11 protein-coding genes and 1 pseudogene are annotated in these 13,840 nt (G+C 66.6%); 6 read left to right on the forward strand and 6 right to left on the reverse strand.

The window, feature by feature from the left end:
• Nucleotides 1–299: 299 nt before the first annotated feature.
• Both OOK38_RS32650 and OOK38_RS32655 read right to left on the reverse strand, forming a co-directional pair.
• Nucleotides 300–4,361 carry a tetratricopeptide repeat protein gene (locus OOK38_RS32650; RefSeq protein ID WP_266849580.1) on the reverse strand — a complete coding sequence of 1,354 codons (4,062 nt, stop codon included), beginning with the start codon at nt 4,359–4,361 and terminating at the stop codon, nt 300–302.
• Between the two features lie 45 nt (nt 4,362–4,406).
• The gene (locus OOK38_RS32655; RefSeq protein WP_266849581.1) at nt 4,407–4,736 is read right to left on the reverse strand and encodes a trypco2 family protein; all 330 of its coding nucleotides are present in this window, start codon (nt 4,734–4,736) and stop codon (nt 4,407–4,409) included.
• 436 nt (nt 4,737–5,172) lie between these two features.
• Between OOK38_RS32655 and OOK38_RS32660 the strand changes: the two genes are divergently transcribed.
• Together OOK38_RS32660 and OOK38_RS32665 are read left to right on the forward strand one after the other, a co-directional pair.
• Nucleotides 5,173–5,736: a hypothetical protein gene (locus OOK38_RS32660; protein ID WP_266849582.1), complete on the forward strand. Its 564-nt coding sequence runs from the start codon at nt 5,173–5,175 to the stop codon at nt 5,734–5,736.
• A 35-nt stretch (nt 5,737–5,771) separates the two neighbouring features.
• Complete coding sequence (locus OOK38_RS32665; protein WP_266849584.1) at nt 5,772–6,716, forward strand: Ku protein; 945 nt, start codon at nt 5,772–5,774, stop codon at nt 6,714–6,716.
• A 24-nt stretch (nt 6,717–6,740) separates the two neighbouring features.
• On the opposite strand, the gene OOK38_RS32670 is transcribed toward OOK38_RS32665, so the two are convergent.
• The 3 genes from OOK38_RS32670 to lexA all read right to left on the reverse strand — a co-directional run bounded on the left by OOK38_RS32670 (nt 6,741) and on the right by lexA (nt 8,655).
• The gene (locus OOK38_RS32670) at nt 6,741–7,097 is read right to left on the reverse strand and encodes a hypothetical protein (RefSeq protein WP_266849586.1); all 357 of its coding nucleotides are present in this window, start codon (nt 7,095–7,097) and stop codon (nt 6,741–6,743) included.
• Nucleotides 7,098–7,144: 47 nt separating this feature from the next.
• Complete coding sequence (locus tag OOK38_RS32675; RefSeq protein WP_266849588.1) at nt 7,145–7,906, reverse strand: hypothetical protein; 762 nt, start codon at nt 7,904–7,906, stop codon at nt 7,145–7,147.
• A gap of 77 nt (nt 7,907–7,983) precedes the next feature.
• Nucleotides 7,984–8,655: a transcriptional repressor LexA gene (gene lexA / locus OOK38_RS32680; protein ID WP_266849589.1), complete on the reverse strand. Its 672-nt coding sequence runs from the start codon at nt 8,653–8,655 to the stop codon at nt 7,984–7,986.
• 695 nt (nt 8,656–9,350) lie between these two features.
• On the opposite strand from lexA, the pseudogene OOK38_RS32685 reads away from it, so the two are divergent.
• Together OOK38_RS32685 and OOK38_RS32690 are read left to right on the forward strand one after the other, a co-directional pair.
• Nucleotides 9,351–9,791, forward strand: a pseudogene (locus OOK38_RS32685) (HNH endonuclease family protein); the annotation flags it as partial.
• Nucleotides 9,792–10,542: 751 nt separating this feature from the next.
• Nucleotides 10,543–11,331, forward strand: coding sequence for a pentapeptide repeat-containing protein (locus OOK38_RS32690; RefSeq protein ID WP_266849591.1), 789 nt, complete (start codon nt 10,543–10,545; stop codon nt 11,329–11,331).
• A 38-nt stretch (nt 11,332–11,369) separates the two neighbouring features.
• Here the strand turns inward: OOK38_RS32690 and OOK38_RS32695 are convergent, their stop codons facing one another.
• Nucleotides 11,370–11,576: a hypothetical protein gene (locus tag OOK38_RS32695; protein ID WP_266849593.1), complete on the reverse strand. Its 207-nt coding sequence runs from the start codon at nt 11,574–11,576 to the stop codon at nt 11,370–11,372.
• A 532-nt stretch (nt 11,577–12,108) separates the two neighbouring features.
• On the opposite strand from OOK38_RS32695, the gene OOK38_RS32700 reads away from it, so the two are divergent.
• The gene (locus OOK38_RS32700; RefSeq protein WP_266849595.1) at nt 12,109–12,960 is read left to right on the forward strand and encodes a ribosome-inactivating family protein; all 852 of its coding nucleotides are present in this window, start codon (nt 12,109–12,111) and stop codon (nt 12,958–12,960) included.
• A gap of 246 nt (nt 12,961–13,206) precedes the next feature.
• A complete protein-coding gene (locus OOK38_RS32705; protein ID WP_266849597.1) occupies nt 13,207–13,644 on the forward strand; it encodes a ricin-type beta-trefoil lectin domain protein in 438 nt (145 codons plus the stop codon).
• The last annotated feature ends 196 nt before the right edge of the window (nt 13,645–13,840 follow it).

Raw genomic sequence — 13,840 nt, forward strand, 5'->3', positions numbered from 1 at the left:
AGTCCGTCGAGTACGAAGGCGCTCCGTAGCGTCCAGGATCTCCGCCGCAGCGGCCTGCCGTGTTCATCGGCCCGCTGCCTCTTCTACTCCGTCCGCGAGTACACCGGATGCAAGGACCATCCCAAGGGCTTCGGCTGGCGAGACATCTGCGACAGGCCCGATTGTCCTTGTCCGGGGCAACGTCCACTTGCACCTGACCAAGCCCCTGCGGGAGTTCATCGAAGCGAACGCGGACTGGCTCGCGGCACCGGCCAACGTTCAGCGGTCTCTGACTGCACGACACCACGATCAGACTGACATCACGAGTTCAGTAGCCAGCGACGGATCTCCCCGGCCTCTCGATTACGCCGGAGTCTGTCGAGCAAGTCCGCTTGCAAGGTGAGCACCGCACGCAAATGCGTGGTGAATTTTGCAGGTGCCACTGCCACGAGTTTGCGGTAGAGCTCTATTGACTCCCCCGTTGCTCGCAGCGCTTCCTGGAGGAGTTGCATCTTAAGCCCGATCCGTGCCCACGTATCCAGCGAATCGGCGAGGCTGGGTTCGTAAGTGGTTGGATTTGCTGTGGCCAGACGCCGGTCGATCTCCACCGCCTCTCCAGTGACGGTCAGCGCCTCCTCCCACCGTTCCACCTTCGAGAGACGGATCCCGAGGTTGGACAGGAAGATGGCCAGGTGGGGTTCGTAAGCGGTGGGGTTTGCTGTGGCCAGGCGCCGGTAGATCTCCACAGCCTCTTCAGTGACGGTCAGCGCCTCCTCCCACCGCCCCACCCGTGACACAAAGACACCGAGGTTGGACAGCGAGGTGGCCAGGTCGGGTTCGTGGACGGTGGGGTTTGCGGTGGCCAGGCGCCGGTAGATTCCCACCGCCTCTTCAGTGACGGTCAGCGCCTCCTCCCGCCGTCCCGCCTTCCACAAAGAGGCCCCAAGGTTGGATAGCGAGGAGGCCAGGTCGGGCTCGTAAGCGGTTGGATTTGCTGTGGCCAGACGCCGGTAGATCCCCGCTGCCTCTCCAGTGACGGTCAGCGCCTCCTCCTCGACGGTCAGTGCCTCCTCCCACCGTCCCGTATCCGATAGACGGTTCCCGAGGTTGGATAGCGAGGTGGCCAGGTCGGGTTCGTAAGCGGTTGGGTTTGCGGTGGCCAGCCGCCGCCGGATCCCCACCGCCTCTTCAGTGACGGTCAGCGCCTCCTCCCACCGTCCCACCTCCGAGAGACGGATCCCGAGGTTGGATTGCGAGGAGGCCAGGTCGGGTTCGTAAGCGGTTGGGTTTGCGGTGGCCAGCCGCCGCCGGATCTCCACCGCCTCCTCCTCGGCGGTGAGCGCTTCCTCCCACCGTCCCGCATCCGAAAGGGTGATCCCGAGGTTGGATAGCGAGGAGGCCAGGTCGGGTTCGTGGGCGGCTGGGTTTGCGGTGACCAGCCGCCGCCGGATCTCCACCGCCTCCTCCGCGGCGGCCAATGCCTCCTCCCACCGTCCCGCATCCGGCAGAAAAGCCCCGAGGTTGGACAGGAAGGCGGCCAGGCGGGGTTCGTAAGCGGTGGGGTTTGCGGTGGCCAGGCGCCGGTAGATCCCCGCTGCCTCTTCAGTGACGGTCAGCGCCTCCTCCCGCCGTCCCGCCTTCCACAAAGAGGCCCCGAGGTTGGATAGCGAGGAGGCCAGGTCGGGTTCAAAGTGGGCTGGGTTTGCGGTGGCCAGCCGCCGCCGGATCCCCACCGCCTCCTCTTCAGCGGTAAGGGCTTCCTCCCACCGTCCCGTATCCGATAGACGGTTCCCGAGGTTGGATAGCGAGGTGGCCAGGTCGGGTTCGTAAGCGGTTGGGTTTGCGGTGGCCAGCCGCCGCCGGATCCCCACCGCCTCTTCAGTGACGGTCAGCGCCTCCTCCCACCGTCCCACCTCCGAGAGACGGATCCCGAGGTTGGATTGCGAGGAGGCCAGGTCGGGTTCGTAAGCGGTTGGGTTTGCGGTGGCCAGCCGCCGCCGGATCTCCACCGCCTCCTCCTCGGCGGTGAGCGCTTCCTCCCACCGTCCCGCATCCGAAAGGGTGATCCCGAGGTTGGATAGCGAGGAGGCCAGGTCGGGTTCGTGGGCGGCTGGGTTTGCGGTGACCAGCCGCCGGTAGATCTGCACCGCCTCTTCCGTGACGGTCAGCGCCTCCTCCCACCCTCCCACCTGCAACAGACGGGCAGCGCGGTTGGAAAGCCACCTTGCGAGGTCCGCTTTGTCGACGCTGCCACCGGTTCTTGTGAGAGCCGTGGTGATGCTGAGGGCCAGGCCGTTAGTGATATGGGAGTCGTCGGGCAGGGCGGCGATTGCAGTTTGCAGGGCCTGGCGGTGAGGTGTCGTAGTTTCTAGCGCGCTATCAAGGGCCTTCAGGATTTGGGCGCTATCAGCGGTGCGCTGGGCATTGTAGTGAGCGATGGAGGCGCGGCTGAGGACGATGATGAGCTGGCCTTGCTGCCCCGGGGAGGCCGCAGCCAACACGGCAGGCAGAGATATGTGGCCAGTGATGACGGTGCGTGAGGCGTGGTACTCGGCGATGCGGTCTGGTTGGAGGGAGCCCCAGTAGCGGTCATCTCCGGCCGGGTACAACATGGCTAGCCAGGCTGCGGTGCGCGCCACCTTTTGGTCTGGCAGGTCAGGTACCTGCTCGGTGACGTGGAGGGCTTCGTCCCTGTCGCTGGCTCCGCACAAAGCCGCGACCGCGACTGCTCCAGCTAGGGCAGGCGTTGACAGGTCGTCCATTTTGAACGCAGGGGTAGTGGCGCTGTCTTCCCAGAAGCGTTCCTCATGCTCCAAGAGGACCTCTTCGGGGGGCGCGCCGGGCGTGGACTGTACCGGCTTGGGGCCATGTTGGAGCAGGCTGACGAGTGCGGTCATCTGCAGCGTGAGGATGTTGTCGTATTGGGTCTCGCTGAGATCCTCGGGGGGCTGGAGGGTGGCTGCCAGGGAGGACCAGTCGTATACAGGCAAGCTGGGGACGTGCGGCAAGAGGCGGGCGAGGTCGGCTGCTGCTTCGGTAAACGCGGCCACGCGATCCTGATCAGGCCGGTCCTGGTCCGATCTGCTGCGTGAGAACAGCGCGGTGAGTTCCGTGATCTGGGCTGCCTTGAGGAGGGTACGGGTACGCGGTGTGGCGCTGAGTGCGTCAGTACGCCATTCTCCGTCGGATCGGGCGAGCAGCAGCAGTCGCACGCGGTGCGAGGAGCGGTGTAGGTGGGCGATCAAGCGGCGGAGCAGGCGGGGGCGGGTCTCGGCGTAGTCGATGACTAGCAGAAGGGGGTGAGCGGTTGTCAGCGGCGCGAAGTCTGGCGGCGGGTCCTGATCGGTAAGGTCGGAGCGCAGGTGGCCAGTGACCCAGCCGGCACGGCTGAGGATGTCAGTGAGGTGGCGGGCGAGGCGGGTCTTGCCCTGGCCTCCGGGGCCGGTCAGGACACGGACCGACAGAGCGGGCGGGTCCCCTTCACACCAGGCTCGCAGATCAGCCAGTTCCTGTTCGCGGCCGTAAAAGGCGACGGCTCCGGTGTCGGCGCGCAATAGTGCGGCGGCTGAGCTCGGGTCGCGTTCGGGTGCGGCGGGGGTGAGGAGGCCAGCAGGTTCCACAGGCTCCAGGACGGGATCCCAGCCGGAGGCGCGTTCGGTGACGATCGCGCGGAAGTCGTCGTCGGCCAGGAGCAGGGCGGCGGGCGTAGCGGTCAGGCGGGTCCCGTTGATGGCCTGGCGGTCGCGTCGGGTGACGCCGCACAACAGGTCATGAGCGTGGACGGCGGCGCCGGACATGCCTGACCAGGGGGTTCCTGGTGCGTCCGGGCCGAGCAGCGCATCGAGTGCAGGGCTGGTGCTGGAGATTTCGTAGCGGTGGGCAAGGGAGCCGCTGCCCGGGTTGATCTCTCCGGTGAGTTGCTCGTCCAGGCGGCGAGCGGCGGCGTCCTTTTGCATGCGGGGAAAGCCGAGCACGGTGACAGGGTGGGGGCGGGGGCCGATCAGCACGCCCCACCGCTGCGGGGGTCGCGTGACTGTGTCGTACAGGGACTCCGGTGTCTGCCAGCTGCTGGATTCGCAGAGCTCAAGCAGGGCGGCGTCGACAAGGTCGTCTTTGCGGTACCAGCGCACGGCGGCCAGGGCCTGCTGTGGCTCGGGCCCGGCCGACGCACGGGAGCTGATATTTTGGCTGATAAGGGGCGGCTGTGGTCGGGCGACCATCAGGGTGCCTGGCCAAGGTCCAGATGCGTCGCCGAGGACGTGGGCAGCGGTGAGCACGAGTCGCGGTGCTACCAGGTAGCCGGACCCGAACGTCTTCGTCGGCTCCTGCGTCCACCGGTCGATCGTGTGCAGACGGACCTGTACCCGGCGGTCGAACTCCACGCCCTCACCTTCTTCCGGTGAGTACCGCCACACGCGCCCGGCCGACTACTCGGAGTCAACGACATCGACGTCGTCGCCACCCAGTTGGTGCGGGTACAGCCGCACCGTGACCCGGTGCGTGGACGTATCGGTCTTCTCGTGCTTGCCGCCGACACTCATACCGACGCCCACGACGCTGAAGCGGAGACCGCCGTTCACACCCTTGGTGCCAGCCAGTTCCATCCCGAGCTCCAAGGTGAGCTCGCCCAACCTGAATCGGACCCCTCTGTCATTCTGACCGATGCGCATCTGAGCCTCCGCGATCTGATCGCGCAGCAGTGTGATCGCGTCGGCCAGATCCAGCCAGTCCGTGCCCGGGTTGTTCGTGCTCCCCATCGTCAGCGCCCTTCTGTGTCTCAGCGCGCAGCGCGTGACAGTCGGTGCTGTATGTCCAGTATCGGATCTATGGCATGACCTAGCCACCGCAGTCGGAATCGAAGAGCCTCATTGGATCTCTGTGCTCAACCGCTCTGCGGCGGGGGCCGGGAGGGAGGCAAGACGCCGGCCGTTGCCGAGCTTCCTCTTCAGTGCGAGATTCTCGTGGTAAAGGTTCGCGGTCACTGCGGCAAGGGCGTCGAACTTGCCCTGTGGTTATGTGACTTCAGCCTTGATCTCGAGAAGCAGTCGGCGAAGCTTCGCGATCGTTTTGTCCCGTTCGACTTCCCCACGGCTTCTCAGGACTGGGCGGGCGACCTTGGCGTCCCACTCGGTGCCCCGCAGCCCATCCCGCTCGCTCCCCCGGCGCGCGGTGCCGACGTGATGACGCTGGTCAATGAGGGGCACCTCTACCAGGTCGCTTGGCACCCGCAGCCGGATCGACGACGCCCTGGAGCTCGCGGCCGCGGTGAACCGCGGCCCGATGGCCCCGGCCGTGGCTGGCGCGTGGGCCGCGGTCGAGTCGCTGCCGACGCACCCGGACGACCCCAAAGGGGAGAACGAGCGGTCCGGCAAGGCGGTGGCGGCCGACCGGATGGCGGCCGTCATTGCCTGTTCGTGGCCCCGCGCCGAACTCACTGCCCTCGCGCATCACCACAAGCCTGGCGTCCAACACAATCTCTACCGGGGCATCGCCGCCTGTGCCACGAATCAGGAACGCGCCCGGCTGACAGCCGAGGCGCTGCAGGGGGGCGGTGCGTCAGTTCTGGGCTTCACCGGTGCAGCCACGAAGTACAGCGATGGGCCGGCTGCCCAGCGCATGGCCGACCTTCGCCTCGGTGGACGCCTGATCCGGGCACGGCTTGCCCGGCGCATGGGTACCGATTCAGCGGTCCGGCCATGCGTTCAGCGTGCGGGCGCTGTCGGCCGCGCGTATGCGGAGTGGTCGTGCGGTTCGTAAGGTGGCCTTCTCGGGGCTTGTCGCGGAGGTCCCTCATGCCCCGAACCATTTGGAGCGGTGCCATCTCGTTTGGCCTGGTCACCGTACCGATTCATGTGGTGTCCGCCCGAGAGGATCACAGCATCCAGTTCCACCAGGTTCACCTGGAGGACATGGGCCGGGTGCGAAACCGGAAGATCTGCGAGCTGGAGGATCGCGAGGTCTCGTCCGCGGAGATCGGCAAGGGCTACCAGTGGGGCAAGGACACGATCATCCCGGTCCTCGACGAGGAGCTGCGGGAGATGCCGCTGCCCACGGCGAAGGCCATCGAGATCGAAGCTTTCGTGCCGCTGGACAGCATTGACCCGATCCAGATCGGCGACGGCTACTACCTGGAGCCCGACGGGCAGGTCGCGGCCAAGCCGTACACACTGCTGCGCCAGGCGCTCGAGCGGTCGTCGAAGGTGGCCGTGGCGAAGTACGCGTGGTCTGGCAGGGAGCGCCTCGGTCTGCTCCGGGTCCGCGACAACGTCATCGTCCTGCACGCGATGCGCTGGGCCGACGAGATCAGAGACCCGTCCGAGCTGCGGCCGGACGACGTGGAGCTCACCGAAGACGAGATCGCCGAAGCTGAGCACCTGATCGAGCGGCTGACCCGCGACGACCTGGAAGGCGACGATTTCACCGACCGGTACACGGAAGCGGTGGAGCAGCTGATCGACGCAAAGCGGGAGAATTGCGAACCGCCCACGGCCACTGAGCCGGATGCACCGGGGCAGATCGTCGACCTGATGGCCGCGCTGCAGGAGTCCGTGGCCAAGGCCAAGGCCTCTCGCGGTGAGGACGCCACCGTGCACGAGATGCCGAAGAAGAGGGCGGCGGCCAAGAAGACGGCCAAGAAGACGGCGAAGAAGACGCCGGCCAAGAAGGCTGCCGCGAAGAAGACCACGACGAAAAAGACGGCCAAGAAGGCGCCGGCCCGGAAACGGCACAGCGCCTGAGGCCGGATTCGGGACAGGAAGGGTTCAGGCAAGGCGTAGCTGGCCGAGCGGCCTCCCCTGGTCAGCCTGCGTCTCAAGAAGGGTGGCCATCTCCGCCGTCCTTGCGAAGACGGGGCCCGCCCAGCTTTCCGGGACCGCCACGGGTGCGAGGTGTACCTCGGTGCCGTGCTTGTGCGCGGCGTCGAAGAGGGCCTGCAGCACGTGCAAGCCCGCTAGGTCGAGCGCGCCCAGACGCACACGCCACGTCTGCGCTGTCGGGTCGTATCCGGCGATGGGGCGGAGTATCTTCAGCTGCTCGCGCCAGTGCGGGTCGGCGCCGTGCGCGGCCTGGACGGTGGCCTCCAATATCCAGGCAGTCTCAAGGGAGCTCTGCGAAGTCATGCTCCGACGGTAGGCGCCGCCACTGACAACGTGGCCGCGCGGATGTGTCAGGAACGGGCGTGGAGCAGGGTGATGACGGCGGCGGCGTAGGCGCGGGAGCGGTCCCAGACGGCGAAGTAGTCGGTGTGCATCTGTCTGGCCTCTTCGGTACGGGCGGGCGAGATCCGGATGCCGGTGCCGCGTCCGAGGAGAAGGTTGGCGTGGCGGCTCATCTCGGGGCCAAGACCGCGGACCGGATCCACCGGCTCGCCTCCCTCAACCGTGCCGTCCGGGTGGTAGGCCTCGTAGAGGCCGGCGCGTCCCCGGTAGCCCACGCGGCTGGCCTGCAACAGCCGTGCCTGCGCTGCGACTTCCTGTATCAGTGGATCGTCTGGGCTGCCGAGTCGGAGCTCGGGTCCGGGTGTCGGGATGGCTCGCCAGATGCCGGCGTACGTCGTGTTGAGGGTGTTCATCCACCACTGGGGCACGTGTCCGCCGGGCAGGATGCGCAGCTGCGGCAGCCGACGGGGCGGGCGCCTGCCGTCTGCGCGTCGGGCGAGCAGCTTGCGGGCTGAGCGCAGCAGGGCGGCGTCATGTGCCTTGCTCAGGACGACAGCGGCCAGGAGTTCGCGGTCCGCGGCTTGGTATTCGGGGGTCTGTACGTACGCGCGCTGTTGGCGCCGGTACTCGGCGGGTTCGAGGTCGGCACTGTTCGGGCCCTGGCGCGCCGAGGCCTTCTTCGCCTCTGTTACACGCCGGTCGGCCGCCTGTGCTTGGCCGAGCTGATGCGCGAGTCGTTCGGTGGCCGTCGGCCATGAGCCCCACACCACTCGTGATCTCCCCTCCGTCTGGTGCTCGGCGGTGTGCCAGGCTGTTCACAGCCGCCCCGCCCCCGTGGGTCAGGACCTTAGAGCAGGCGGAGGACGCCGACGACCTTGCCGAGGATCTGAACGTCATCGGCGGGGATCGGTTCGTACGCCGGGTTGCGCGGCATCAGCCAGACCTCGCCGTCCTGCCGGTGCAAGACCTTGACCGTGGCCTCGTCGCCCAGAAGGCCGGCCACGATGTCGCCGTGGTCGGCGCTGTCCTGGCGGCGGACGGTCAGGATGTCGCCGTCACAGATCGCCGCGTCGATCATGCTGTCGCCGGACACGGTCAGGGCGAACAGGTCTCCTTCGCCGACGATCTGGCGGGGCATGGAGTAGACGTCCTCGACCATCTCGTCGGCGAGCAGCGGGGCGCCGGCGGCGATGCGGCCGACGAGCGGCACCTGGACCGGGTCCGCCTCGCTCCGGCTGCCGAGCTCGGGGGCCCAGGAACGTACCCGGTAGGCGCGGGGTCGGTGGGGGTCGCGGTAGAGGACGCCCTTGTGTTCCAGAGCCATGAGCTGGTGAGCGACTGAACTCGTCGAGGAGAGTTTCACGGCTGCGCCGATTTCGCGCATCGATGGCGGGTAGCCCTGCCGGGCCACGGACTCGGTGATGTACCGGACGATGGCGGCCTGGCGAGACGTGAGACCACCCTCGACGGTCCGTATACCTGGAGGGCGGCCAGCGCATCCTGGCGTGCTGTTCTCCATCCCCGGCACCTCCGTGCAAGATCCTCTCGGAACGTGACCTTAACCCGCCATCTGACGCAAATGGAACGGTGGGTTCGGAAATCGTTCCGCGGGTGCGGGGCAGGAGACCCTCTGCCACGGCTGTCGGCACCTGGGACAGGGAGGAGGGCTGGGCCGTGGGCCAGCCAGCGAGCACGACGGGCTGTTCTGGGGTGCGGCCCTCGGCGACTGCCGTGACCAGGTCGGCGAGGCCGACGGGGTACACCGTTTCTCGGGTGGATCGGAGTTCGGCCGGGGTCCACCAGCGGTATTCGCGGATGTTGTCGGGCTGCGTGGCGCGGGAGGGGTCCACGTCGGTGCCCGCTACGCGGGCGAGGAAGTACCGCTCGACCTGGCGGACTTCGCGGCCTAATCGGTACGGGCGGGCGGCGCCACCGGCTCCGTCGGGGTCGCGCCATCAGCCGGCGGCATCGTAGACAGCCCTGACGCTGACCTCGCCGCCCAGGTCCGGCCCGATGAGCGTGACGGTCGCGGTGCTGAGGCGCGATCCAGATTTTTCGGAGTTCGGAAGACTGGGGCCTGGAGTTCAACGTCCCGATCGGCGGCGAGAAGCTCCTGCTCTCCGACAAGCTCGACCTCCTCCTGGAGGTCCAGCTCGTACGCACCTGACCCACCCGCGCGGAAATCCCGTCGGGAGAACCCCCTCGCAGAGCAGGGAGGTCATCCTGGCCGAGGCTGTGCTGGCTCCCGAGGTCGGGCCGAAGTGCGCGCTGACGGGCGGGCGGTGGTGGTCGGAGTACGACCAGGTGTGGGTCACTTCCGCGTCGTCGCTCGACGTCGACCACATGGTCCCGCTCGCGGAGGCCTGGGACTCAGGTGCAGCGCTCTGGACGGCGGCGCGGCGTGAGGCTTACGCCAACGACCAGGGCGCGCCGAACAGCCTGATCGCGGTCTCGGGCAGTTCCAACCGTTCCAAGGCGGACAAGGACCCGGCGGCCTGGCTGCCCGTGCCGGCGGACCAGTGCAAGTACGCCGCGGACTGGGTGGCGGACAAGCTCCGCTGGCAGCTGACGGCGGACACCGCCGAGCGAGACGCGCTGACCCGCCTTGCCGAGGCCTGCCCGACCGCCACCGTCACCTACGAACAGGTCCTCTAACCGGTCCGGCGCCGCCGCCCCGGCCGGCACCGCCGTCACCCCGGTGAACACGAGAGCCGCTCCCGCGGCCACCACCGCTTCTCGCCAGGGCGGCGTCCGCCTGCTCGACGGGCAGCAGTTGGGCCATGGGCTCGCGGCTGGAAGAGCTGGGCCTGTGACAGCGACGGACTATGTAGATCGCAACATCCGAAAGTTGAGCTTTCCCTACAAGTAGCCGTTATAGGTGGCTACCGTCAGACAATGACTTGGTGGCAAGCAGCCCTGTGGGGCTTGGCTGGCGGCGGAGCCGCTTCGCTCGTGTCTCTCTGCGCATCCATCATGTCTGGCGGGTACCGCTGGCCGTGGCAGCGTAGGCACGAGGAGCTGGGACCACGACTGTTCGTATTGGGGAGCGGGTTTGTCCTAGGTGCCGTGGTGGCGGCTGCCGCCCACGATCAGATGAGTGGGCCGTGGCCTGCCTTCATCTTCGGCATCGGTGCCCCCGCCACGATCCGGGGCATCCTCTCCGGTGTAGAGGTCGGGCTGGCTGGCGGACCGCCAGTCAGCCCGGCGTCGATTGAGGGCGGCCAGGCAGGCGCCGCTCCGCCACTTCCGCGCGCAACTGAGGATGGGGAGATCCGTGAAGACGCATCCTGACACCCTCCTTGCCCGTGTGGTCCGGGCCGCGCGACCTTCGCGTCCCTGGCTGAGCATTGAGGCATCTGTCTGGTGGACCCGAGTGCTCTTGGCTGGCGGCGCCCGCCCCCGTCACATGACCGACGCGGTCCTGCTCGAAGGGATCCTGTCCCGCCAGACTCTGACCGGCGCGAACCTGGCCGGCGCGGACCTGTCCAACGCGGACCTGCGCGGCGCGAACCTGGCCAGCGCGAACCTGACCGACGCGGACCTGCGCGACGCGAACCTGGCCAGCGCGGACCTGCGCGACGCGAACCTGACCCACGCGGACCTGTCCAACACGGACCTGACCCGCGCGCGCCTGATCCTCGCGGACCTGACCTATGCGCGCCTGATCTACGCGGACCTGACCAACGCGTACCTGACCAACGCGGACCTGACCTACGCGATCCTGGCCAACGCGAACCTGACCCACGCGAACCTTGCCGACGCGAACCTGACCCACGCGTACCTGGCCAGCGCGGACCTGACCGGCGCGGACCTGGGCGGCGCGATCCTGACCCACACGGACCTGCGCGGTGCGATCCTGACCGGCGCGGACCTGGGCGGCGCGGACCTGACCCACACGGACCTGCGTGGCGCGATCCTGACCGGCGCGAACCTGGGCGGCGCGGACCTGCGCGGCTCGAACCTGACCGACGTGAGCCTGACCGGCGCGGACCTGCGCGGCGCGGACCTGACCGACGTGAGCCTGACCGGCGCGAACCTGGTGGATATCACGTGGTCGGAGTTGACACGTTGGCCAGATGCCTACGGCGCCGTGATGTTGGAGCGGTCTGTGCCGATCGGGGGCGGACTCTGGCGCGTGCAGGGCTCTGGAAACAGCGGCGCCGATCTGTCAGTGCCTCCGGTCCCTGTGGGCTGACCGTCTCGGCCCAAATGCGCTAGCACCCACATAAAACGCTAAGAGCGCTGCTGCAGGTGCTGGCGGGCGGCGGCGAGTAGACGCTCACCGGTCCGTCGGCTCACGTCGTAGCGGTGGGCCACCTGGTCGGCGGTGACGGTCCGGTTTCCCGCCTCGGCGGCGGCCAGTTCGGCGGCAATGACCGGCACGCGGTCGTCGGCGCGCGGGCTGATGGCGCTCGGCCAGGAACACCCAAGGCCCACCACGACTGCAACCGGTCAGCGACTCCCGTGTACTCGAGTGTTAGGCGGCTTGATCAACGAATACAGATATGCGGCGTGAGCTGCAGCGATGGGTTTCCGAACGGCACAGGGCACACCGCTCCACCGGCAGGGCGAGGGGCAAGCGCCTGCCCGGGAGTAGCCGGCACCCGCTGCTGGTCCACGACCAGCCCAACCAGCCGAGACGGTCCGCTGGATGAACCGGCGGACCACCGCGAAAGGATCGACGTTAGCGAAACGTTAGCGAAGCGTCAGCAGGGATTGCGAAGGTGGTGCGTCAGGAACAGCAGACCGCGAGAACGGAGATTATCGTACATGAGCGCAAGGCTCCCGCCAGCGGCTACGTGAAGCACCTGATGGTGTTACTGCTTTCACTCGTGGCTGTGCTCGGCATGACTCAAGTGAGGTCCATCCCGCTCGCGCATGCCGCCACCAGCAATTACTGGTCGCGGATCACATGGAATACACGGGGCTGGGTAACGGAAGCAGCAGGGAGGCAGAGCGTAATTACCGGGCCATGGTGAACCAGCTACGGGTGCTCTCTGGTTATAACATCGGCACCGGCCTGATGCGAACCACGGAGCAGACTCAGCGCTACATCGAGATCATGATTGTCGACAACGGAGACCTGGTCAACAATCATCGCATCTCTCTCTACCTGCGCCTCGACAACCTCTACCTCGATGGTTTCACCATCGTGGGGCAGAACTACAGGTTCAGCGATGCGCCGGGCTACCTGACGACATGGTTCGCAAACCAGTACCCAGGCGCCGTCCACCTGTTCCGCAACTTGCCCTACTCCTCGCATTATCAGGATCTCGCCAATGCCGAGACCCGCGGCAGGCAGGCATTCTCGGGGCCATCATTCTGGACCGCCATCCAGACCATCCAGAGGCTCACCGATCAGAACTGGAACAATGCCAGGTCTGAACTCGCCGCCATCATCGGCGCGACCTCCGAAGCGGCCCGATTCGGCTGGATCGAAAACCGGATCGCGAATTCTATCGGATCCGGCGGAGAAACGGACGACGCCAGCGGCTTCCACAACAACCTGGGCGGTTTCGGAACCGACCTGGAGAACAACTGGGAAGACCTGTCAGAAATCGTCTACAGGCAGCAGAACGGCAACGGGCGCATCGAGCCCGTGAACATCGACGGCCACCGGTGCAGCAGCATCGAGGGTGTCCTGATCTGCGATGACACCGACTTCCTGAACAAAAGCACCAAATCCGCCGGTGTCCAGCGCCAGTACCGGGTACTGCGGGCCGCGCGGAAAACTGCCAGATCGGCACCGACACGCAAGGTCGAGGTCAAGCTCGGGATCCTCGTCGAAGCCGGAACCGGCAGCTTTGCAAAGAGCAATAGCTGACGAACCGCTTCCATGCCTTGCTCCAACCTCAAACGGAATCAGACATTCACCTTTTGAGCTGCCTATTCTTCTGCCATACTCACCGTCGCTCCAGCCACTTGGGGCACTGCCCACCCATACGCAACCACCACCCAAACCCCTCCATGCGAATCATTCACGTTGGATCTCGAAGGAAGCTGAAATCATCCAATGAAATTAAAAGCCATCCTCTCCATGATATGGGCTGTCGCGTGTGCTTTCGTATTCATGACACCGACCAATGCTGCAGCAGCAGCCGGCCAGCCGGTCGTGCTGCAATTCAGAAACGCGGCTACGGGATATTGCCTGGACAGCGACACGGGCGGATCTGTTTACGCGAAGAGTTGTGGTTCAAACAACTCGTTTCAGAAATGGAACACGTACCGCGACGGCAATCGGATGATGGTCCAAAATGTGGCGACCGGACGATGCCTCACCGGCAAGAGTCAGAGCGCTTGGACCCCGGTCACAGAACCATGCGACGGGCTGAAGTCCGAACAGTACTGGGAGGACTGGGACTCTGCTGCAACGAAGGTCCTCCTGGTCAACAACAGGTATAAGTACTCAGTCATCAACGGCAGTTGCTGCGACGGCAACGGGGCTGAAATCGTGAGCCTTAGTACTCACCCGTTGGTGGGAGAACCGTCGCATACCTGGCTGCTGTGATTCACCCCCGGTAACAGGGGGTCAGGGAACAAGGTCACCCTTGTGAAACCGGCAGCGGGCTGCTCGTCTCAGCGATCAGCCTCACCTCCAGCCCCGCCCCCGGCGTCGTGCGCCGCCGTGCTGAGAGGGCGTCCGCCCCAGCGGATGCCTTTCTCGCTGCGGATGCGGGCGCGTTCCTTGCGTTCGGCGGCGAGGA

Origin of the sequence: Streptomyces sp. NBC_00568 (assembly GCF_026341855.1) — a bacterium.
GTDB lineage: Bacteria > Actinomycetota > Actinomycetes > Streptomycetales > Streptomycetaceae > Streptomyces.